A 19,557-nucleotide genomic window follows, 5' to 3' on the forward strand; every position below is an offset into this window, starting at 1 on the left:
TAACTTATCAGCCTTCGCTGGTCAGGCTGTCGAGGAAGCTCTTCAGACGTTCCGAGCGGGTCGGGTGACGCAGCTTGCGCAGGGCCTTGGCTTCGATCTGGCGGATACGCTCGCGGGTGACGTCGAACTGCTTGCCGACTTCTTCCAGCGTGTGGTCGGTGTTCATCTCGATACCGAAGCGCATGCGCAGCACCTTGGCTTCGCGTGGGGTCAGCGTGTCCAGCACGTCGCGGGTTGCGTCGCGCAGGCTGGCGTAGACCGCAGCGTCCACCGGGGCCAGGTTGTTCTGGTCTTCGATGAAGTCGCCCAGGTGGCTGTCGTCGTCGTCACCGATGGGGGTTTCCATCGAGATCGGTTCCTTGGCGATCTTGAGTATCTTGCGGATCTTGTCCTCGGGCATGTCCATGCGCTCGGCCAAGGTCGCTGGATCGGGCTCAAGGCCTGTTTCCTGCAGGATTTGCCGCGAAATGCGGTTCATCTTGTTGATGGTCTCGATCATGTGTACCGGGATACGGATGGTACGGGCCTGGTCGGCGATCGAGCGGGTGATGGCCTGCCGGATCCACCAGGTGGCGTAGGTCGAGAACTTGTAGCCACGGCGGTATTCGAACTTGTCCACGGCCTTCATCAGGCCGATGTTGCCTTCCTGGATCAGATCAAGGAACTGCAGGCCGCGGTTGGTGTACTTCTTGGCGATGGAGATCACTAGGCGCAGGTTGGCCTCGATCATTTCGCGCTTGGCGCGGCGTGCCTTGGCTTCGCCGGTGGACATCTGACGGTTGATTTCCTTCAGGTCCTTGATCGGCAGCATGGCGTTGGCTTGCAGCTCGGCCAGCTTGGATTGCTTTTCCATCACGGCGTGCTGGTAGCGCTCCAGGATGCCGGAGTAGGCCTTGCCGGAATTGATCTCGTTCTTGACCCAATCCAGGTTGTCTTCATTGCCGGGGAAGGTCTTGATGAAGTGCTCGCGCGGCATGCGAACCTTCTGCACGCAGATGTCCATGATCTCGCGCTCGTAGCCACGGATCTCGTCCACCATATTGCGCAGGCTGTCGCACAGGTTTTCGACCTGGCGGGCAGAGAAGCGGATCTTGAGGAACTCGGCCGAAACCTGTTCTTGCAGGGCCAGATACTGCTTGCTGTGCGGGCCATGCTTGGCCAGTGCCTTGATCATCTTGTCGAACAGGTCGCGGATCACTTCAAAGTGTTCGCGGGCCTTGTTCTTGAGTTCTTCAAGGTTGGCAGCGGCAGCGGCGGCGGCAGCGCCTTCGCCTTCTTCGTCATCGTCGTCGCCGGTGTCTTCCAGGGCGACGTCTTCGTCGCTCTCGGCATCGCTCAGCTCTGGCGGTGCGGCTTCTTCTTCAATGGCGTTGGGGTCGATGAAGTCGTCCACGACTTCGTCGATACGAATCTCGTCGGCCAGGGCCTTGTCCACCATGCCGATAATGTGGCTGATGGTGGTGGGGCAGGCGGTAATGGCCTGGATCATATGCTTGAGGCCGTCTTCGATACGCTTGGCGATTTCGATTTCGCCTTCGCGCGTCAACAGCTCTACCGTACCCATTTCGCGCATGTACATACGCACGGGGTCGGTGGTGCGGCCGAAGTCGGAGTCCACTGTCGACAGTGCGGCTTCGGCTTCTTCGGCTACGTCGTCATCGGCCACTGCGGCCGGTGCGGCGTCGGACATCAGCAACGATTCGGCATCGGGTGCCTCGTCGTAGACCTGGATGCCCATATTTGTGATCATGCTGATGACGCCTTCGATCTGCTCGGCGTCCAGCATGTCTTCTGGCAGGTGATCGTTGATCTCGGCGTAAGTCAGGTAACCCCGCTCCTTGCCGAGCACGATGAGGTTCTTGAAGCGGGCCTTACGGGCCTCATTGTCGAGACGCGGTTCTGCGTCGCGCTTGGCTTCGGACTTGTCGAGCTCTTGATCTGCCGCCATCTGTGCTATCTCGATTTGGAACGGGGAAACCGCAAATTGTAACACGGACTACCGGCTTTTGACAGGTATTCCGCTAAGGAAAACAGCGACTTCGCACTGCAGGCCCGAAACACGGGTTGTGGGCCTGGGGCGAAACCGCTGCGCTGCTGGCGATGGCGCCTGACACCATCGCTATTACCACTCAGTTTAGTGTGCTACCCGGTGTTTTGCCGGATTTATGTCTTGCGTCCCAGCATGGTCAGGCGGCCATATTCTTCGCGCTCTTCCTGGGTCATGCTGCCAAAGTCCAGCCTTGCCAGTTCTGCCAGCCGCTGTGCCGCCCTGGGTTTTTCCATCATCAGCAGGTAGCGCTCCAGGGCAAACTTCCAGGCCTGACCCAATACTGCATCCTCGCCTTCGCGATAGCTGTCGCGACTCTTGACGAAGGCCTTGTTCAACACGGCGTGGCTGTCATCGCCGCGCAGCGCTTCCAGCAGGTGCCCGCTGGCAGGGGGCTGGGCCTGCTCGCAAACGTAGTCCACCAGGCGCACGATGGCTCTTTGGGTGGGGTTTTGCGGGTTGGCGGGCAGTGCCTGCTGCGGCAACTCCAAGGCATACTTGGGGGCGACCACCAATAATTGCAAGAGCTCAAAAGCCAGGTCGCGGGTTTCGCGCGGGCCGTCGGGCGGTGGGGCGCCACGGTTTTCCTGGTCGCGGCCTTTCCAACTGCCACGCTCACCACTGAAACCCCCGCCGTCCTTGTTCCAGGGCTTCTTCTTGTTGCCCCATTCCTGCTTGTTGGGGCGAGCGGCCTGGCCCTGTTGGGGGGCGTATGCCACGCCGCCCAGCAACTGGGCTGCCTCGCCACCGTCCATCCCGGCCATTTCGGCCAGCTTCTTGCGCAGCAAGATGCCCAGTGCGGGCGCCTTGATCTGTTCGACCAGCGGCTTGGCCAGGTGCATCAGCTTGGCCTTGCCTTCGTCGCTATCCAGATCGACCTGGCTGGCCAGTTCGCGGCACATAAAGGCCACCAGGCCCAGTGCTTCACGCTCGATCAGGGTTTCAAAGGCGTCTTTGCCAAACTCGCGAATATAGCTGTCTGGGTCGTGCTCCTGCGGCAAAAACAAAAAGGACAGGGTCTTGCCGTCGTTGGCCAGGGCCAGGCTGTTTTCCAGTGCACGCCAGGCGGCGCGGCGGCCGGCTTTATCACCATCGAAGCTGAACACCACCTGGTCGGCCAGGCGCATCAGTTTCTTGACGTGTTCTGGCGTGCAGGCAGTGCCCAGGGTGGCGACGCTGTACTCCACGCCAAGCTGCGCCAGTGCCACCACGTCCATGTAGCCTTCCACCACCAGTACCCGGTTGCTGGCCCGTATGGCCTGCCGCGCCTGGGGTAGGCCGTATAGTTCCAGGCCCTTTTGGAATAGGGGGGTTTCGGGGGAGTTGAGGTACTTGGGTTCGCCCTGGTCAATGATGCGGCCGCCAAAACCGATGACCTGGCTTTTGCCATCCATGATGGGAAACACCACCCGGTCACGAAAGCGGTCATAGCGGCGTCCGCTATCGGCGTGGTCTATCACCAGGCCTACTTCATTGAGCTGTGCATTGGTGGCGTAATCGCTGAAGCACTCGGCCAGGGGGTGCCAGTTGTCGGGCGCGTAGCCCAGGCCGAAGCGGGCGGCAATCTGGCCGCTGAGGCCTCGGCGCTTGAGATAGTCGATGGCTCGCGGGCTGGCTTTCAGCTGTTCGCGGTAGTAATGCATGGCCCGGGTGTTGAGATCGACCAGGCTGGTTTGCTGGATGCGCCGGGGGGCATCGTTGCTGCGCCCTTCGCTTTTGGGTAGCTGCATGCCTACCGATTCGGCCAGTTTTTCGACCGCATCCGGAAAGCTCAATCCTTCGTGCTCCATCACAAAGCCAATGGCGGAGCCATGTACGCCGCAACCAAAGCAGTGATAGAACTGCTTGGTGGGGCTGACGGTGAAGGAGGGCGATTTTTCCTTATGGAAGGGGCAGCAGGCAGCGTAGTTCTGGCCGGCTTTCTTGAGCGGCAGATAGCGCTCGACCACCTCGACGATATCGAGGCGATTAAGCAGGTCCTGGACGAATTCTTCCGGTATCAAAGCCATGGGGGTAGCAGCTGTACGGCTGGCGGTAAAGCAGTGTAGGTCACTTCCGGGTGCGGATGTCGCCCACCCTTTGCAGGGTTGGGGCTGCCATCTGGCGCCATGAGGGATGCCGGGGCCTCCCTCTGGTCATTCCATGGGCTTGCAGTGCGCAGCGATCAGGCCAGGCGGGCTTTGATCAGCGCAGAAACCTTGCTCATGTCGGCGCGGCCGGCCAGCTTGGGCTTTACCTCGGCCATGATCTTGCCCATGGCGGCAACGGTGGCGCCGTGGGTGGCGATGGCAGCATCCAGGATGGCGGCGACTTCGGCTTCGTCGGCCTGCTGGGGCATATAGCCTTCCAGTACCACCATCTCGGCTTTTTCGATATCGGCCAGATCCTGCCGCTTGGCGTTCTCATACTGGCTGATGGAATCGCGGCGTTGCTTTTGCATTTTGTCGATGATGGCAACGATCTGGTCGTCGCTCAGCTCGATGCGTTCGTCCACTTCCTTCTGCTTCATGGCGGCCAGCAGCAGGCGGATGGTACCGAGGCGAGCGGTATCCTTCTCGCGCATGGCAGTTTTCATGTCGTCGGTAATGCGTTGCTTCAGACTCATGGTGGGCTCTTATCCTGGAGGTTGGGCAGAAGGTAGGGCGGCGGCTGGCGCCGACGCATTGCGACATGGCGCTGCTGAAATCGAAACTGCTGCCAAGGCCGTGGCCATATCGGCCTTATGCATCGTGCCTCGCTAGGGCGAGGCTTGCCTGCTGCGCCCAAAAAACACAAAGCCGCCAGTAAACCGGCGGCCCTGAGCGCGTGTTTCACGAGCCAACGGCACTCGTGTCACGGTACGCGGAAAACGCTGCTTAGTAGTACTTCTTCGGCAGCATCTGGCTGCGAATGCGCTTGTAATGGCGCTTCACAGCGGCAGCGAGCTTACGCTTGCGCTCAGTGGTCGGCTTTTCGTAGAACTCGCGAGCGCGGAGTTCGGTGAGGAGGCCGGTTTTTTCCACTGCGCGCTTGAAGCGGCGCATGGCTACTTCGAACGGCTCGTTTTCCTTGACGCGTACGTTAGGCATGAAGATCAGTCCTGCTTTCTAACTGAAAGGGTTAAATAAAAAATGCTGCGGACTGCGATTCTAGTCCGGTTGGGTGGTGTTTGGCAATTAAAAGACTGTTTTTGCGGTGTTTTCTGCTAGCGATATGCTGCCTGCCATCAATTTGGGCACTCGCTGCGCAGCTTGCGCAGTAGTTGCAGCCGCTGCGGCAGGATATCGCCGCGCTCGGCGGCGGCGATCAGGGCACAGCTGGGTTCCCTGTCATGCCGGCAGTTCTGGAAGCGGCACTGGCCGGCATACTGGCGCATTTCGGGGAACAGGCTGATCAGTCGATCGCCCCGCAGGTGGCGCATGCCGAATTCCTGCAGGCCTGGTGAATCGATCAACTCGCCGCCGTTGGGCAGGCGGTACAGCGTGGCGTGGGTGGTGGTGTGCTTGCCGGAGTCCAGCGCTGTCGATATCTCGTTGGTGCGGGCGTTTACCTCGGGCAGCAGGCCGTTGACCAGGGTGGTCTTGCCCATGCCGCTCTGGCCTACAAACACGGTGATCTGGCCTTCCAGCCAGGGCCAGAGTGGTGTGATGTCGGTCTTGGCGCTCAGCTCCAGCATGGGGTAGCCCAATGCAGCATAGGGCGCCAGCACATCCCGTGCGGCTGCGGTCTCGGGCAGGTCGGCCTTGTTCAGCACGATCAGGGCCCGTATATCGGCGTCTTCGGCTGCCACCAGGCAGCGGCTCAGCAGTTCCTCGTAGAAACTGGGCACGGCTGCCAGTACGATGGCAATCTGGGTCACGTTGGCGGCAATCAGCTTCTCGCGCCATTCGTCCGATCGATACAGCAGGCTGGTGCGCGGCTGGGCGCGCTCAATCACGGCCTGCTCCTCGTTCAGTACCACGATCTCCACCTGGTCGCCCACGGCATAGTCGGTCTTCTTGCGGCGCGCCGTTGCCACATAGCGGCGACCTGCCAGGTCAACGATAAATGCCTTGCCGTGCGATTGGACGATACGGGCGACTGTACTCATCCCAACAGTGCATCCGTGCGGGCAGCACACACAAAATCGTTGCGGCTGAGGCCGTTTACCGAGTGGGTGTCGTAAGCGATGCGCACCGTGTTGTAGGTTACGTGCAGCTCTGGGTGGTGATCTACCTTGTGCGAGATATAGGCTGAGGCATTCACGAAGGCCAGCGTCTCGTAATAGTTGGCAAAGCGGAAGGTCTTGACCAGCTTGCCGGATTCGATGGCCCAATCGCTTACCTGGCCCAGCAGGGCTTGGACTTCAGCATCGCTGAGCGGGTTGACGACAGCAGGGCAGGGCTCTTGGGCTAATGACATGGGAGGGTTCCTTTGGTGTGACTCGATGGTTGGCGTTTCAGCGCAGGCGCAGAAAAGGGCCGACTTTTACTTCGAGTAGCTTGATCAGTTCGGGTTGCATGTAATCATAGTCATCAGGGATATTCAGGCAGATGACTTGCTTGCCGTTCAGGTGTTGCCTGAAATGCTTGGAGAGCTTGTTGCGATGGGCGCGCTCCATCACGAAGATGACGCTGGACCAGGCTATTTGCTCGGGCGACAGCGGCACGGTGGCGTCGTTACCAAGGCCGGCGGAATCGGTCTCTACATGGGGCCAGTTGCAGAATACCTGCTCGGCTGTCGGGCTGCGCAGGCGGTTCTGGCTGCAAAGGAACAAGGCACGTATCACGCTCAACCCCGGCCCTGTCCGCGCAATGCGGCAATACGCAAGGCCGCCGGTGGGTGCGAATCGTAGAACAGGGAGTGCAGTGGGTCGGGTGTCAAGGTGGCGGCATTGTCGCGATAGAGTTTGACCAGACCAGAAATCAGGGCGCTGCCATCGCTGACCTCGGCGGCGTATTCGTCGGCCTCGTATTCATGCTTGCGCGAGCCTCGGCTGGCTATCCAGCCAAAGGGGAAGGTAAATACCGGCAAGGCAAGGAAGAACAGGATCAGGGCGGCTGCCGTGGAAGGTACGGCCACACCCAGGCCGGCATAGAACCAGCTGGTGTCCTTGATATAGCCCAGCAGCGCCATGGTCAGCAGGCCCAGGCCGTACATGGTGGCCATGCGTTTGATGATGTGCTTGCGCTTGTAGTGGCCCAATTCATGCGCCAGTACGGCTTCTACTTCCAGCGGCGTAAGGCGTTCGACCAATGTGTCGAAGAAGACGATGCGCTTGGTTTTGCCAAAACCGGTGAAATAGGCATTGCCATGGCTGGAGCGCTTGCTGCCATCCATCACGAACACACCATTGCTGGCAAAGCCGCACTTGTTCAGCAGCGCATCAATGCGCTGCTTGAGAGTGGCATCGGCCAACGGGGTGAACTTGTTGAACAGGGGGGCGATGAAGGTAGGGTAGATGGCCATGACGGCCAGGCCGAAGGCCACCCAGACGGCCCAAGCATACAGCCACCACAGGCTGCCTGAGGCTTCCATCAACCATAGAATCAGGGCGATCAAGGGTAGGCCGAGCGCAGCGCCCAGTAGGGTGGATTTGACCATGTCGGTCACGAATACCGCAGGGGTGACTTTGTTGAAGCCAAAGCGCGCCTCCAGCACAAAGGTGGCGTAGAGCGAGAACGGCAGGGACAACACACCATTTACCAGGGTCAGGCCGGCGATCAGTGCCAACCCGGCCCAGATGCCGGTGCCCGCCAGCTCACGGGCGGTAGCATCGAGCCAGCCTATGCCGCCACCCAGGGTAAAGGCGGCCAGCAGCAGGGCTTCCCAGGCTATGCTGATGCGGGCAAAACGCATCTTAGCGGCAGTATAGTCGGCTGCTTTCTGATGGGCGTCCAGCTCGATCTGGCTGGCAAAGTCGGCAGGCACGGCGGCGCGGTGGGCCAGTACGTGCCGCAGGTGCCGGGTCTTGAGCCAGAGCTGCAGGAGGGTGGATAAAACCAGGAAGGCAATAAAGACGAGGCTGAATACGTGGGCGGTCATGCCGGTGTGTGCGAAAATAAGAAAATCTACAAGGACAAATGCCGCTTGCTCAACCTAGGTGTAGCAAGTGACGGAAAGATAACGGCGAAGTATGGCACAAGACCCCAATCGGCTCATCTGGCTCGACATGGAAATGACCGGGCTGGAGCCCGACCGTGATCGCATCATCGAAGTGGCGGTGGTGATTACCGATAACGAACTCAATACCGTGGCCGAAGGCCCCGTTCTGGTGGTGCACCAGCCCGATAGCGTGCTGGATGCCATGGATGACTGGAACAAGAACACCCACGGCAAATCGGGACTGATAGACAAGGTCAAGGCATCGACACTGGACGAAGCCGCCGTGATTGCCCAACTGCTGGCCTTTTTGGGTGAGCATGTACCGAAGGGTGCATCGCCCATGTGCGGCAACACCATACACCAGGATCGCCGCTTCATGGCGCGCTGGATGCCAGAGCTGGAGGCCTGGTTCCATTACCGCAACCTGGATGTCTCCACCCTCAAGGAGTTGTGCAAGCGCTGGAAGCCCGAGGTGGCCAAGGGGCTCAAGAAGACAGGCAGGCACGAGGCGCTTGCCGACGTGTATGAGTCCATCGACGAACTCAAGTACTACCGCGAGCATTTCCTGAAAATGTAAGCGCCTGCTGGTTCAGGCGGCGCTGACATCTGGTATCAGGGCTGCCCTGGTGCCTGCACAGCCCGCCACTACCCATCCATGACCTATGCTCATGACGGGCTTTACGACACGAAGGCTGGAAGTAAGCATGACGACAACGTCACTGGCGGAAGCGCTGGGTTTGGCATTGCTGGCACGTGGCTGGCGAGTGACGGCTGCGGAGTCGTGTACCGGTGGCGGCATTGCCAGCGCCATCACCGATATCCCCGGTTCGTCGGCTTGGTTCGACATGGCCTTTGTGACGTATTCCAATGCGGCCAAGCAGCAATTGGTGGGTGTGCAAGCGGCTGTGCTGGTACAACATGGCGCAGTCAGCGAGGTGGTGGCGCGCCAGATGGCTGAAGGTGCGCTGACCGCTGCCGGTGCCGACCTTGCCGTCGCCGTATCCGGTATCGCCGGCCCGAGCGGCGGAAGTGCCGACAAGCCCGTGGGCATGGTTTGTTTTGCCTGGGCGACCTCTGCTGGAACCGAAGCAGAAACGCGCCATTTTAGCGGTGACCGTGCCAGTGTACGGTTGCAGACTGTGCAACATGCATTGGCGGGCCTTTTGGCGCGCTGTGCCCCTTATCAGGATGAACACTTGGCATGACGACCCTAGTTGCGGTCCGCAAGGGCAATCAGATTGCCATGGCGGCGGATACCCAATCGACCTTTGGCGATACCCGCCTGGGACATCTGCACGATGCGCGGCCGGAAAAGCTGTTCCAGTCGCACGGCAGCGTTTTCGGCATATGTGGTTCGGCAGCCCATGATCTGGTGCTGCAAGCTGCGCTGGCCAAATCGCGTACGCTTGATTTTTCCAGCCGACCCCTGATCTTCGATAGCTTCCGCAAGCTGCATCCCAAGCTGAAAGAGGACTTCTTTCTCAAGACCGAGGAGGAAGAGGACGATCCTTATGAGTCCAGCCAGATGACGGTGCTGATTGCCAACCCTCACGGCATCTTCGGCGTGTTTTCGATGCGTGAAGTCTATGAATACCGGCAATTCTGGGCCATAGGCTCGGGCCGTGACTTTGCCATCGGTGCCATGCGTGCCGTGTACGAACGCCCGGATCTGTCCGCGGCCGATATTGCCCGTATTGGTGTGGAAACCGGTTGCGAGTTCGATGTGGGATCGTCGCTGCCGTTAACCTTGCACGTGGTGGACATGACCACGATTGAAAATTGAACGAGATAGACCGCAATGAGCAAAGATACCCTGCAACGCTTTCTGTTTGATGCTGCCCCAGTGCGTGGCGAGGCCGTGCAACTGGATGACAGTTGGCGGGAGGTGCTGAGCCGTCGGGATTACCCGCCCGTGCTGCAGAAGATTGTGGGCGAGCTGATGGCGGCTTCGGTTTTGATGACGGCCATGCTGAAGTTCGATGGCTCCTTGATCATGCAGCTGCATGGCAAGGGCAGGGTCAAGCTGATCGTCATCGAGTGCGAATCGGACCTCACCATCCGCGCTACCGCCCGTTGGGATGAAGAGGGTGGCGAGCTGCCGGATCTGCCGCTGGCTGAGTTGCTGGGGGATGGCAAGTTCGTCATTACGCTTGATCCGCGCGAGGCGGGGCAGACCTACCAGGGTATCGTGGGGCTGACCGGCACCAGTGTTGCGGCCATCATCGAGCACTATATGCAAAGCTCGGAGCAACTGGATACCCGGTTGTGGCTGTCGTGTGAAGATGGCAAGGCCGCCGGCCTGATGCTGCAGAAGCTACCCGCAGGCCACGGCGATCCGCACGGTTGGGAGCACCTGACTACCCTGGCCGAAACCATTACCCCTTCGGAGCTGGTGAACCTGCCCCCAAGCGACTTGCTATACCGGCTGTTTCACCAGGAGAGCGTCAGGGTGATGGCGGAGGAGCATCCGCATTTCGGCTGCCGCTGCTCCCGCGAGAAGGTGGGCAATATGCTCAAGATGGTGGGGCGCGAAGAAGCGGATTCCATTCTGGCCGAAGCCGGCAAGGTGGAAGTGAATTGCGATTTCTGTAACCAGCATTACAGCTTTGATGCGGTGGATGTGGCGCAGCTGTTTGCCACGGATTCGATATCGACAGCGGGTGATACGCGGCATTGAGGCGACTGGGCTGATAGCCAAGGAGCCGGAATCGCTCAACAAGGACGGGGTAGCGGATATGACCATGGAGCGCGTCACCGGTATCGGTGGCATCTTTATCAAGGCACAGGACCCAACCGCCCTGCGTGACTGGTACAAGCGGCACCTGGGGATGGACATACAGGATTGGGGCGGGGTGGCCTTTGAGTGGCAAGGGGCCGGGCAGCCCGAGCAGGGTGGCGTGACCATCTGGAGTGTTTTTCCGGCAGACAGCGCTTACTTTGCCCCGAGCCAGGCGCCCTTCATGGTGAATTACCGGGTACGTGATCTGCACGCTTTGCTGGCACTGCTGAAGGCCGAGGGCTGCAATGTCGATGAAAAGACGGAGACGTCAGAGTTCGGCAAATTCGGCTGGGTCATGGACCCGGAGGGCAACCGCCTGGAACTATGGGAGCCGCCTTCAGGGGATCTGCCTGGCTGACCACCATGGCACGGTGCTTGAGGTCAGTGCCTGAGTGGTGCGGGTAGCGCCTGGACTATTGTCCAGAGCTGAGTCACGCGGCATGGCTCCGCACCCAATTTGTAAATAGATCTTGCGCAGTCGCTCCTCGTTTACACACGCTTACACTGCATGCCGGTACGGACACGGGTGGTTTACTTCTGCCACGTAGAGTGGCAATCGTGCGCTGCCCCATGCAGCGATTAAACCGGAGTGAACGACATGCGCCTGATACACACACTGATCACCGTTTCGCTGCTGGGCTTGATGACCGCTGCCCATGCAGAACCAACTGGCCAGGAGGGTCGGATGCACCGACCCATGCATCATGGCATGCATGCCATGAAGGGCGATGTGGGCCCGTTTGCCGGCTTGTCCCGCATCAAGGGTGAACTGAAGCTGAGCGCCGCGCAGGATGCCAAGTGGGCAGAGGCCGAGGCGGCGACCAAGGCGGCCCGCGAGAGCCTGAAGCAGCAGCGTGAACAGATGCGCAACATGATGGCGACGGAGAAGCAGCAAGAGATACTAGATCTTGCCAAGCTGGATAGGGAAATGGACGCCATGCGCGATCAGGCCCGTGCCGCCCATGATGTGGTGCGTGGCAAATGGCTGGCTGCATATGAGAGCCTGACGCTGGAACAAAAGCGTACGGTCAGCGCCCATATCAAGAACAAGATGGCACGCATGGAAGCACTGCGCACCAAGTTCAAGGAGCGGGCGGAGCAGCGGCAAAAGCGCCAGCGTACGCAAAGCTGAAGACGCTGGGGGAATCTGGGCTCGGCAAGAGGTCTGCCCAAGACAAAGGCCGGTGAGCAATTGCTCACCGGCCTTTGTCTTGCCTGGGTATTTGCTGCAGGGGCTGAAACGCGCCCCAACACAGGTCGGCGATGGAGGCTTGCTCGCGTATCAGTTGGCCGGAACCACGCGGCTGACCCGGCCACGGGTGATGACGCGTATCTTTTGGCCGGGCACGAAGGCGATATCGGCTTCCTGCACCACGGCGATGACTTCGCCGCTTTCCATCCTGAGCACCAGCTCCATGCCTTCCTTGGCGTTGACGTCCTTGCCTATCGCGCCACCTGCGGCACCACCCACGGTGGCGCCGATGACGGCACCCACGGTGGAGCCGCTGCCCTTGCCGACATTGCTGCCAGCGATACCGCCAATGACAGCGCCGATCAACTGGCCCAATTCGCTATCAGACTGTATGCGAACGGCGCGTACCGACTCGACTGTGCCGGAGCGGACGCGGGCTTCATTGAGCGCCTCGGAGGGGCTGTAGATGCGAGCGGAACGATCGCTGGCGCAGCCGCCGAGCAAAACGGCGGTGCCCATGGCGCTGATCAGTAGCAGGCGGGAGCAAGTTAGGGAAAACATTGTGGACCTCGAAAAGATGGATGAATGATTTGAGCTTATTATCGACCCAATGGTTCGACTACAAAAGCCGCACTATTGACGCTTTGCCAAGTCATTGCGTGCTTTGTGGACTAATTACACCGCGCAAAAGGGCACTGTAGCTGCACACTGCCCGCCATCAGATTTCCGGCTTGATTGCGGCAACGGTAGAATGCCTGCCAGATGATGCGGCGGCATCTCGCAGCCCTGGGTGGCCGCGAGGTGGACATACCGTAAACACGCGCTAGGGAGATGCATGAAGTTCCTGTTGAGCAATGACGACGGCTATTTTGCGCCGGGGCTGGCTGCGCTGGCGCAAGCCCTGGCCAGCCAGGGTGATGTCACCGTAGTGGCGCCCGAGCGCGATCGCAGTGGATCGTCCAACTCCCTGACACTCGATCGGCCGCTGAGCCTCAAGCAGGCGGCTTCGGGTTTCCACTATGTCAACGGCACCCCCACTGATTGCGTGCACTTGGCCGTGACGGGCATGCTGACCGAGCTGCCCGACCTGGTGGTATCGGGTATCAATCATGGCGCCAATATGGGCGACGATACGATTTACTCCGGTACGGTGGCGGCGGCGACCGAGGCCTATCTGCTGGGTGTGCCTGCCGTGGCCATCTCGCTGGCCAAGCACGCCCCCAGGCACTTCGATACGGCGGCCCGCGTGGCGCAGGAGTTGGTTGCACGGATACAGCGCGATCCTTTCCGTGGCGCCGTGCTACTGAACGTGAATGTGCCCGATCTGCCCTATGAGGCCCTGCAGGGCTGGCGGGTAACCCGTCTGGGGCGGCGACACAAGGCCGAGCCAGTGATCAAGAGCCAGAATCCACGCGGCGAGACCATATGGTGGGTAGGCCCGCTCGGGGCGGCCCAAGATGCAGCAGAGGACACGGATTTCTGGGCGGTAGCCCATGGTTATGTCTCGATTACACCACTGCAGATAGACCTGACGGCCTTCAAGCAACTGGACTTTATGACGGACTGGCTGGCATGAAGCACGACTTTTCCGGCATCGGCATGACTTCAGCACGTACCCGTGGCCGCATGGTGGAAAGGTTGCGCCAGCAAGGCATACGCAATGAGGAGGTGCTGGGCGTCATGGCCAACACCCCCCGCCATATCTTTATCGATGAAGCCCTGTCTCACCGTGCCTATGACGACGTCTCCCTGCCTATAGGGCAGGGGCAGACCATCTCGCAGCCGTATATTGTGGCGCGCATGGTGGAACTGGCTGCAGGCGCGGCCCGGCGCGACAAGGTGCTGGAGGTTGGCACCGGCTGTGGCTATCAAACCGTGGTGTTGGCGCAACTATTCAAGACGGTTTATTCGGTTGAACGGCTAGCACAACTACTAGACAAGGCACGCCAGCGCCTGCGTGATTTACGTATCAGCAATAGCCGTTTGCGGCACGGTGACGGATTTGTCGGTATTGCGGAAGCCGCCCCATTTGACGCCATTATCATGGCTGCAGCCCCTACTTACGTACCCGAAGCCCTGCTTGGACAATTGGCGGTTGGGGGCAGAATGATTTTTCCTATCGGCAATGTCGATCAGGAATTACGAATAATCGAACGTACCGAAGCTGGTTTTATTGAAACCAAATTGGAAAAAGTACGCTTCGTTCCCATGCTGCCGGGCCTTGCCTAGCTTCAGCAAAACTGTCATCGTCGCGCTGTAGGCTTTGCGCCACTCGCTACGTACCAATTCGAATACAAGGGAGTAACGAGTTGAACGTTGTCCGTACCGCCGGTGTGATGTCTGCCTTGCTGCTCGCTGCTTGTGCGAGCGACCCGGTTCGTTCACCCGCACCTGTTATTGACCGTACGCGGCCTGCCAATGCGCCCTCGGTCAAACCTGCACCTGTGCCGGCCACAGCCAGTGCTGCACGTCCTGTTGCTACCACGGCACCGGATGGCGGCAAGTATTACACCGTCAGAGTGGGCGATACCCTCTATAGCATTGCCCTGGAAAATGGACTGGATTACAAGGAAGTCGCTGCCTGGAATCATCTGGCCGACCCCAACCTGATCAAGATTGACCAGATCCTGCTGTTGTCTGACCCCAATGATATTGCCGCGCCGGACACTGCCGGTGTTGTCGTGCGCCCGCTACGCCCCGATAGTGCGCCAGCGCCGGTCAAGATTGATACGCCGGCTGTGGTAGTCACCCCTATCGCGACGACAGCGCCTGTGGCGGCCGTGGTGAGCTACCCCAAGGCGCTCAAGCTGTCGCATGGTACGGATGCCGCCACGGTAGCGCGCCAGGCAGAAGGGCCGGTGCAGACGGCCGCCCTGGGTGGCGCTGCGCCTATCAAACCGATCGACCCCAAGCCCGTCGAAAAAATCGATGTTAAGCCCGACCCCAAACCTGCCGATAACAAGCCGGCCAGCCCTGTATTGGGCGAAGAGGACCTGAATTGGTCCTGGCCGACGGTAGGGAAGGTCATCACCCCGTTCTCGGATGCTGCCAAAGGTATTGATATAGGCGGCAAATTAGGACAGCCGGTACTTGCTGCCAGTGCCGGCCGAGTTGTCTATGTTGGAACCATGCGTGGCTACGGCAAACTGGTTATCGTCAAACATAACAAGACCTATTTGTCGGCGTACGCGCACAACAGCCAGTCCTTGGTCAAAGAGGGAGACAATGTGAAAAAGGGAGACAAAATTGCCGAAATGGGGAACACCGATGCAGAGCAGGTTAAGCTGCATTTCGAGATCCGGCGCTTTGGCAAGCCGGTTGATCCAACCAAATACCTGACGGCGGGCTGACACCATGAGCGACTCCATGGATACCATCGACGAAGAGCTAGTGGACGAAGATCTACTGGACGAGGAGGAAGATGAGGAAGGCCTGGAGCCAGAAGCTGAGGCAGACGCCCAGCAGGTCGAAGAAGTGGGCCGCTATGCGGTTGAATCGACCGGTGATGTAACCCAGATCTATCTCAATGACATCGGCCATAACGCGCTGCTCACGCCTGATGAGGAGCGCCGTCTGGCCCGTTTGGTAGTCCAGGGTGATTTCGATGCCCGCCAGAAGATGATTGAACATAATCTTCGACTGGTGGTGAATATCGCCAAGCACTATATCAATCGCGGCATGGCCCTGCTCGATCTGATTGAGGAAGGCAATATCGGCCTGATGCACGCACTGGAGAAGTTCGACCCTGAACGGGGCTTCCGCTTCTCTACCTATGCCACCTGGTGGATACGCCAGAGCATAGAGCGCGCCATCATGAACCAGTCGCGCACCATCCGTCTCCCCGTACACGTCATCAAGGAACTCAACGTCTACCTGCGCGCCCAGCGTCATCTGGAAGCGCAGATGGGGCGCGAGCCTACCATGGAGGAAATCGCCTACCAGGTGGATAAGCCGGTAGAGGATGTACGCCGGGTCATGAACCTGAACGAGCGCATGGCGTCGCTGGATGCACCTCTGGATATCGACCCCATGCTATCCATCGGCGAATCCATCCCCGATGAGCAGCACGACGGCCCGGAAATGGTGCTGCAGAATGCTGAGATACAGCGCTATGTGCGGGAATGGCTGAAGCAGCTCAATGACAAGCAACGCATGGTCATAGAGCGCCGCTATGGACTGAATGGCTACGACATCTGTACGTTGGAGGATCTGGCGGCCCACCTGCAGCTGACGCGGGAGCGGGTCCGGCAGATCCAGATCGAGGCGTTAGAGAGTCTCCGGCGACTCCTGCGCCGACAAGGGGTGTCGCGCGACGTATTGCTAGGTTGAGCGCAGCCCTTAGTCAGGAAGGCCGGAAGCGATTCCGGCCTTTTTGTTTTTATGGCCTCTTGTGCTACCCGGTTTGGGCCGCACCTGCTGGCTTTGTTAGAATCCCGTCTTAGGCTCGAAGGAGCCAGACTTATTCCCCAAGAGGATTGCATGCTTACCGTCTACAACACCCTGGCCCGCGAAAAGCAGGTCTTCAAGCCCATCGAACCCGGCCGGGTGCGCATGTATGTCTGCGGTATGACGGTGTACGACCTGTGCCATATCGGCCACGCCCGCATGCTGGGCGCTTTCGACATCATCTACCGCTGGCTGCATGCCTCGGGTTATGAGGTGACCTATGTCCGCAATATCACCGATATCGAGGACAAGATCATCAAGCGCGCTGGCGAACGCGGCATTACCGCCGATGAGCTGGTGACCGAGACCATCGCCGAGATGAATGCCGATCTGGCGCAACTTTATCTATTGCCCCCCACCCATGAGCCCCGCGCCACGCAGCATGTGGATGGCATGGTGGCCATGACCGAGAAGCTGATTGCCAAGGGTCGTGCCTACGCTGCCGATAATGGCGATGTGTACTACGCAGTGCGTCAGTTCCCCGGTTACGGCAAGCTGTCCGGTAAATCGCTGGACGACCTGCAGGCCGGCCAGCGGGTAGAGGTGGACAAGCACAAGCGCGACCCGCTGGACTTCGTGCTGTGGAAGGCGGCCAAGCCGGGCGAACCCAGCTGGCCATCGCCTTGGGGCCAGGGCAGGCCGGGCTGGCATATCGAATGCTCTGTTATGTCCGAGCATCATCTGGGTAGCCATTTCGATATTCACGGTGGCGGCGAGGACCTGCAGTTTCCCCACCACGAGAACGAGATCGCCCAGTCGGAAGGCTGCCATGATCACACGTATGTGAACTACTGGATGCACAACGGCTTCTTGCAGCTGGGGGGCGAGAAGATGTCCAAGTCCTTGGGCAACTTCTTCACCATACGTGATGTGCTCAAGGCGTTTGATGGCGAGGCGGTACGTTTCCTGATCATTCGGGCGCACTACCGCAGCCCTGTGAACTACTCGGAGGAACTGCTGCACGATGCCAAGGCGGGATTGGACCGCCTGTACACCGCGCTGAAGAACACGCCGCCGGACGATGCACGCGCGCCCATCCATTGGGATAGCGATTACGCTACCCGCTTCAAGGCGGCCATGGACGACGACTTCAATACGGCTGATGCGGTAGCGGTGCTGTTCGAGATGGCGGGCGAGGTCAACCGCAGTGGTTCGCACGAACTGGCCTCCCAGCTCAAGGCGCTGGCTAATGTGCTGGGCCTGTTGCAGCGTGATCCGGTAGCCTATCTGCAAGGTGGGCCTGTGAGTGGCGACGAGTTTGGGGCCGAGCAGGTGGAGGCGCTGATCGCTGCGCGCCTGGAGGCCCGCAAGTCCAAGAACTTTGCCGAGTCTGACCGTATCCGCGATACCTTGCTGAAGGGTGGCGTGGTGCTGGAGGATGGGCCGCAAGGGACAACCTGGCGCCGGGCTTGATTTCAGCGTTACCGCAGCAAACAACAAGGGCGCCAATAGGCGCCCTTGTTGTTTGCTGCACCCTCAAAACAGATGCGCCAATTCATCGTGAACTTGGTGTGGTGGGTGGGCCACAAAGCAATCCGTATCAAGCGCTGCCAGGTGTGCAAAGTGCAGTGTGTGCTGGCGGTAATACTGTCCTGAATAGGAAGCAAATCGTCCGTTGATACGGAATATGCCACGCTGGCCCCGCGCCAGCCTAAAGATGGGGCGTGATCTGCTGTACCGAAATGGCAGGCCATGGTCGGCTGGGTCGTAGCAGAAGGAAAGGGTAATCTCCCCATTGTGCTGCCCGATGCGGAAACGCCAATAGCGATCTGGAGCGGGCAATGTCTCGGTATGGGCATGAGGCTGGAATTGCTGCCATTCATTGCGCTGCAGACGGTGGATCAAGGCGCCGTCTGACGGCACATCGGACAATACGTCTGGCAGGCGATAGACCTCCGGCAGCGCATTGCGCAAGCCGGCGCCTGGCATACCGCGAGTGGTCTTGGTCCAGCAGGTATCAATGTGTTGGATGATGAGCATGATCGATTTGCGGGGTGAAGGCGTGACTCAGCACAATCATGCTGAGCTAGTACGGCGAATATAAGATAAAATGCAAGTAGGGTAGTTTATACTTCTTGAATCGTACGTTCGATTTATGCATGGGCTAAACTTGTTTCGGCCTATTCAGCCTGTGTTGGCACTGAATATTGCTTTCATGTTCCACCTCGGGTGTTGTTGTCGCTTTGCCGAAATTGTGCTGTGCGATAAAGTGCATACTTTTTGAGAGAGTTGTATGGCTAGAATTTTATGCCAATTGTTGATTTAAAGGATAGCAGCAATGGATGGTGACATGGTGCAGTATGTGGAAGGTGGTGGCCGGTTCTATGCGAAATCCGGGCCGAGAATCAGGGCGGCTTTGATTGATTATGCACTTTGCGGCTATCTATTTATCGCGATGGGGCTAATGACGGACTTGGGTTGGCTACCGGGTAAGTATTTGCATGAAGCCTGGGTGGTGCTTCTGATTGGTATACTATTTTATGAGCCTGTTGCAGTGTCTTTGTTTGGCGCCTCATTTGGCCATTGCATGGCAAATATTCATGTGTGTGACGAATCCACCGGGCGTAAGATCAATCTCTTCTGGGCGATGGTTCGCTATGTTGTTAAGCTGTTTCTAGGCTGGATTTCTCTGCTTACCTTCTTGGTTAGTGGGAAGCGTATGGCGATACATGATTTAGTGACGAATTCCTCTGTACGCATTCGAGATATACGAAATGCGACGGGGAATATATGTGTGGAATTGGATCATGGTCAAATGCAGGATAAAGTAAATCAGCCATCCATGCTCAGGCTTGGTTTGGTTATGATTGCTTATATGTTCTTGAGTAATTTTTTGTCCGGTATTTTGCATGTGCTGCTGGTAAGCGAAGATTGTATTGTTTACCTGGCCTGCAATGATTTCGAGAGCGTGGTGGGTAGTGTCTTGCTAATCATGTGGCTGCTTAGCTGTTTTTTCATCGTGTACTTGGGCGTCAAAGGCAGGCTATTTGGTTGCCGGTCAAAGAAGGGCGCTTGCTGAATCCCCCGCTT

The 19,557-nt window shown here is 58.9% G+C and carries 22 protein-coding genes; 12 read left to right on the forward strand and 10 right to left on the reverse strand.

All coding sequences use genetic code 11. The annotated features are described in order from the left end of the window. Positions 1 to 7 precede the first annotated feature (7 nt). From rpoD to V7714_RS17210, 8 genes are all read right to left on the reverse strand, one after another. Positions 8 to 1,948, reverse strand: a complete 1,941-nt coding sequence (rpoD, locus tag V7714_RS17175; protein ID WP_308447058.1) for an RNA polymerase sigma factor RpoD — start codon at positions 1,946 to 1,948, stop codon at positions 8 to 10. Positions 1,949 to 2,163: 215 nt separating this feature from the next. Next, on the reverse strand, positions 2,164 to 4,056 hold the full coding sequence (gene dnaG, locus V7714_RS17180) for a DNA primase (RefSeq protein ID WP_335710811.1): 1,893 nt from the start codon (positions 4,054 to 4,056) through the stop codon (positions 2,164 to 2,166). A 155-nt stretch (positions 4,057 to 4,211) separates the two neighbouring features. Then, positions 4,212 to 4,652 (reverse strand): GatB/YqeY domain-containing protein, encoded by a 441-nt coding sequence (locus V7714_RS17185; protein ID WP_335710812.1) that lies wholly within the window; start codon positions 4,650 to 4,652, stop codon positions 4,212 to 4,214. A 250-nt stretch (positions 4,653 to 4,902) separates the two neighbouring features. Further along, positions 4,903 to 5,115, reverse strand: coding sequence for a 30S ribosomal protein S21 (gene rpsU / locus V7714_RS17190; RefSeq protein WP_072427461.1), 213 nt, complete (start codon positions 5,113 to 5,115; stop codon positions 4,903 to 4,905). Between the two features lie 137 nt (positions 5,116 to 5,252). Then, the gene (rsgA, locus tag V7714_RS17195) at positions 5,253 to 6,116 is read right to left on the reverse strand and encodes a ribosome small subunit-dependent GTPase A (RefSeq protein ID WP_335710813.1); all 864 of its coding nucleotides are present in this window, start codon (positions 6,114 to 6,116) and stop codon (positions 5,253 to 5,255) included. Further along, entirely contained in the window at positions 6,113 to 6,427 is a 315-nt protein-coding gene (locus tag V7714_RS17200) for a 4a-hydroxytetrahydrobiopterin dehydratase (protein ID WP_335710814.1), read from the reverse strand. Before V7714_RS17200 ends, rsgA begins: the two co-directional genes overlap by 4 nt. A 37-nt stretch (positions 6,428 to 6,464) precedes the next feature. After that, positions 6,465 to 6,794 (reverse strand): low molecular weight protein tyrosine phosphatase family protein, encoded by a 330-nt coding sequence (locus tag V7714_RS17205; protein ID WP_335710853.1) that lies wholly within the window; start codon positions 6,792 to 6,794, stop codon positions 6,465 to 6,467. 2 nt (positions 6,795 to 6,796) lie between these two features. Beyond that, on the reverse strand, positions 6,797 to 8,050 hold the full coding sequence (locus tag V7714_RS17210; RefSeq protein WP_335710815.1) for a M48 family metallopeptidase: 1,254 nt from the start codon (positions 8,048 to 8,050) through the stop codon (positions 6,797 to 6,799). Between the two features lie 91 nt (positions 8,051 to 8,141). Here V7714_RS17210 and orn point away from each other — a divergent pair, with 91 nt between their 5' ends. The 6 genes from orn to V7714_RS17240 all read left to right on the forward strand — a co-directional run bounded on the left by orn (position 8,142) and on the right by V7714_RS17240 (position 12,021). After that, complete coding sequence (gene orn, locus V7714_RS17215; protein WP_284197427.1) at positions 8,142 to 8,687, forward strand: oligoribonuclease; 546 nt, start codon at positions 8,142 to 8,144, stop codon at positions 8,685 to 8,687. Between the two features lie 127 nt (positions 8,688 to 8,814). Beyond that, positions 8,815 to 9,315: a CinA family protein gene (locus V7714_RS17220; protein WP_335710816.1), complete on the forward strand. Its 501-nt coding sequence runs from the start codon at positions 8,815 to 8,817 to the stop codon at positions 9,313 to 9,315. Next, entirely contained in the window at positions 9,312 to 9,893 is a 582-nt protein-coding gene (locus tag V7714_RS17225; protein ID WP_335710817.1) for an MFS transporter, read from the forward strand. Before V7714_RS17220 ends, V7714_RS17225 begins: the two co-directional genes overlap by 4 nt. A 15-nt stretch (positions 9,894 to 9,908) precedes the next feature. Then, positions 9,909 to 10,787 (forward strand): Hsp33 family molecular chaperone HslO, encoded by an 879-nt coding sequence (gene hslO / locus V7714_RS17230; protein ID WP_335710818.1) that lies wholly within the window; start codon positions 9,909 to 9,911, stop codon positions 10,785 to 10,787. Continuing rightward, a complete protein-coding gene (locus V7714_RS17235) occupies positions 10,771 to 11,247 on the forward strand; it encodes a VOC family protein (protein WP_335710819.1) in 477 nt (158 codons plus the stop codon). Before hslO ends, V7714_RS17235 begins: the two co-directional genes overlap by 17 nt. 240 nt (positions 11,248 to 11,487) lie before the next feature. Continuing rightward, positions 11,488 to 12,021: a Spy/CpxP family protein refolding chaperone gene (locus V7714_RS17240; protein WP_335710820.1), complete on the forward strand. Its 534-nt coding sequence runs from the start codon at positions 11,488 to 11,490 to the stop codon at positions 12,019 to 12,021. A gap of 150 nt (positions 12,022 to 12,171) precedes the next feature. Here the strand turns inward: V7714_RS17240 and V7714_RS17245 are convergent, their stop codons facing one another. Then, entirely contained in the window at positions 12,172 to 12,642 is a 471-nt protein-coding gene (locus tag V7714_RS17245; protein WP_335710821.1) for a glycine zipper domain-containing protein, read from the reverse strand. 274 nt (positions 12,643 to 12,916) lie between these two features. On the opposite strand from V7714_RS17245, the gene surE reads away from it, so the two are divergent. The 5 genes from surE to cysS all read left to right on the forward strand — a co-directional run bounded on the left by surE (position 12,917) and on the right by cysS (position 17,940). Beyond that, positions 12,917 to 13,657 carry a 5'/3'-nucleotidase SurE gene (gene surE / locus V7714_RS17250; RefSeq protein WP_335710822.1) on the forward strand — a complete coding sequence of 247 codons (741 nt, stop codon included), beginning with the start codon at positions 12,917 to 12,919 and terminating at the stop codon, positions 13,655 to 13,657. Continuing rightward, a complete protein-coding gene (locus tag V7714_RS17255; RefSeq protein ID WP_284197419.1) occupies positions 13,654 to 14,310 on the forward strand; it encodes a protein-L-isoaspartate(D-aspartate) O-methyltransferase in 657 nt (218 codons plus the stop codon). The genes surE and V7714_RS17255 overlap by 4 nt, the downstream gene beginning before the upstream one ends. Positions 14,311 to 14,390: 80 nt before the next feature. After that, positions 14,391 to 15,431: a peptidoglycan DD-metalloendopeptidase family protein gene (locus V7714_RS17260; protein WP_335710823.1), complete on the forward strand. Its 1,041-nt coding sequence runs from the start codon at positions 14,391 to 14,393 to the stop codon at positions 15,429 to 15,431. A gap of 16 nt (positions 15,432 to 15,447) precedes the next feature. After that, positions 15,448 to 16,410, forward strand: a complete 963-nt coding sequence (gene rpoS / locus V7714_RS17265) for an RNA polymerase sigma factor RpoS (protein WP_284197417.1) — start codon at positions 15,448 to 15,450, stop codon at positions 16,408 to 16,410. 150 nt (positions 16,411 to 16,560) lie between these two features. Then, a complete protein-coding gene (gene cysS, locus V7714_RS17270) occupies positions 16,561 to 17,940 on the forward strand; it encodes a cysteine--tRNA ligase (protein ID WP_335710824.1) in 1,380 nt (459 codons plus the stop codon). A gap of 63 nt (positions 17,941 to 18,003) precedes the next feature. Here the strand turns inward: cysS and V7714_RS17275 are convergent, their stop codons facing one another. Beyond that, positions 18,004 to 18,507, reverse strand: a complete 504-nt coding sequence (locus V7714_RS17275; RefSeq protein WP_335710825.1) for a hypothetical protein — start codon at positions 18,505 to 18,507, stop codon at positions 18,004 to 18,006. Positions 18,508 to 18,805: 298 nt separating this feature from the next. Between V7714_RS17275 and V7714_RS17280 the strand changes: the two genes are divergently transcribed. Next, positions 18,806 to 19,546 (forward strand): RDD family protein, encoded by a 741-nt coding sequence (locus V7714_RS17280; protein ID WP_335710826.1) that lies wholly within the window; start codon positions 18,806 to 18,808, stop codon positions 19,544 to 19,546. Positions 19,547 to 19,557 lie beyond the last annotated feature (11 nt).

The sequence above is a fragment of the Chitinimonas sp. JJ19 genome (assembly GCF_036961565.1).
In the GTDB taxonomy this organism is placed as follows: domain Bacteria; phylum Pseudomonadota; class Gammaproteobacteria; order Burkholderiales; family Chitinimonadaceae; genus Chitinimonas.

What these genes read in the sequence shown, in the direction of transcription:
- cysS (WP_335710824.1), top strand. Translation starts at nt 16,561, where the DNA reads ATGCTTACCGTCTACAACACCCTGGCCCGCGAAAAGCAGGTCTTCAAG.
- dnaG (WP_335710811.1), bottom strand. Translation starts at nt 4,056, where the DNA reads ATGGCTTTGATACCGGAAGAATTCGTCCAGGACCTGCTTAATCGCCTC.
- V7714_RS17275 (WP_335710825.1), bottom strand. Translation starts at nt 18,507, where the DNA reads ATGCTCATCATCCAACACATTGATACCTGCTGGACCAAGACCACTCGC.
- surE (WP_335710822.1), top strand. Translation starts at nt 12,917, where the DNA reads ATGAAGTTCCTGTTGAGCAATGACGACGGCTATTTTGCGCCGGGGCTG.
- hslO (WP_335710818.1), top strand. Translation starts at nt 9,909, where the DNA reads ATGAGCAAAGATACCCTGCAACGCTTTCTGTTTGATGCTGCCCCAGTG.
- V7714_RS17255 (WP_284197419.1), top strand. Translation starts at nt 13,654, where the DNA reads ATGAAGCACGACTTTTCCGGCATCGGCATGACTTCAGCACGTACCCGT.
- V7714_RS17280 (WP_335710826.1), top strand. Translation starts at nt 18,806, where the DNA reads ATGGATGGTGACATGGTGCAGTATGTGGAAGGTGGTGGCCGGTTCTAT.
- V7714_RS17240 (WP_335710820.1), top strand. Translation starts at nt 11,488, where the DNA reads ATGCGCCTGATACACACACTGATCACCGTTTCGCTGCTGGGCTTGATG.
- rsgA (WP_335710813.1), bottom strand. Translation starts at nt 6,116, where the DNA reads ATGAGTACAGTCGCCCGTATCGTCCAATCGCACGGCAAGGCATTTATC.
- V7714_RS17185 (WP_335710812.1), bottom strand. Translation starts at nt 4,652, where the DNA reads ATGAGTCTGAAGCAACGCATTACCGACGACATGAAAACTGCCATGCGC.
- V7714_RS17210 (WP_335710815.1), bottom strand. Translation starts at nt 8,050, where the DNA reads ATGACCGCCCACGTATTCAGCCTCGTCTTTATTGCCTTCCTGGTTTTA.
- V7714_RS17245 (WP_335710821.1), bottom strand. Translation starts at nt 12,642, where the DNA reads ATGTTTTCCCTAACTTGCTCCCGCCTGCTACTGATCAGCGCCATGGGC.
- V7714_RS17200 (WP_335710814.1), bottom strand. Translation starts at nt 6,427, where the DNA reads ATGTCATTAGCCCAAGAGCCCTGCCCTGCTGTCGTCAACCCGCTCAGC.
- V7714_RS17225 (WP_335710817.1), top strand. Translation starts at nt 9,312, where the DNA reads ATGACGACCCTAGTTGCGGTCCGCAAGGGCAATCAGATTGCCATGGCG.
- rpsU (WP_072427461.1), bottom strand. Translation starts at nt 5,115, where the DNA reads ATGCCTAACGTACGCGTCAAGGAAAACGAGCCGTTCGAAGTAGCCATG.
- V7714_RS17220 (WP_335710816.1), top strand. Translation starts at nt 8,815, where the DNA reads ATGACGACAACGTCACTGGCGGAAGCGCTGGGTTTGGCATTGCTGGCA.
- rpoS (WP_284197417.1), top strand. Translation starts at nt 15,448, where the DNA reads ATGGATACCATCGACGAAGAGCTAGTGGACGAAGATCTACTGGACGAG.
- rpoD (WP_308447058.1), bottom strand. Translation starts at nt 1,948, where the DNA reads ATGGCGGCAGATCAAGAGCTCGACAAGTCCGAAGCCAAGCGCGACGCA.
- orn (WP_284197427.1), top strand. Translation starts at nt 8,142, where the DNA reads ATGGCACAAGACCCCAATCGGCTCATCTGGCTCGACATGGAAATGACC.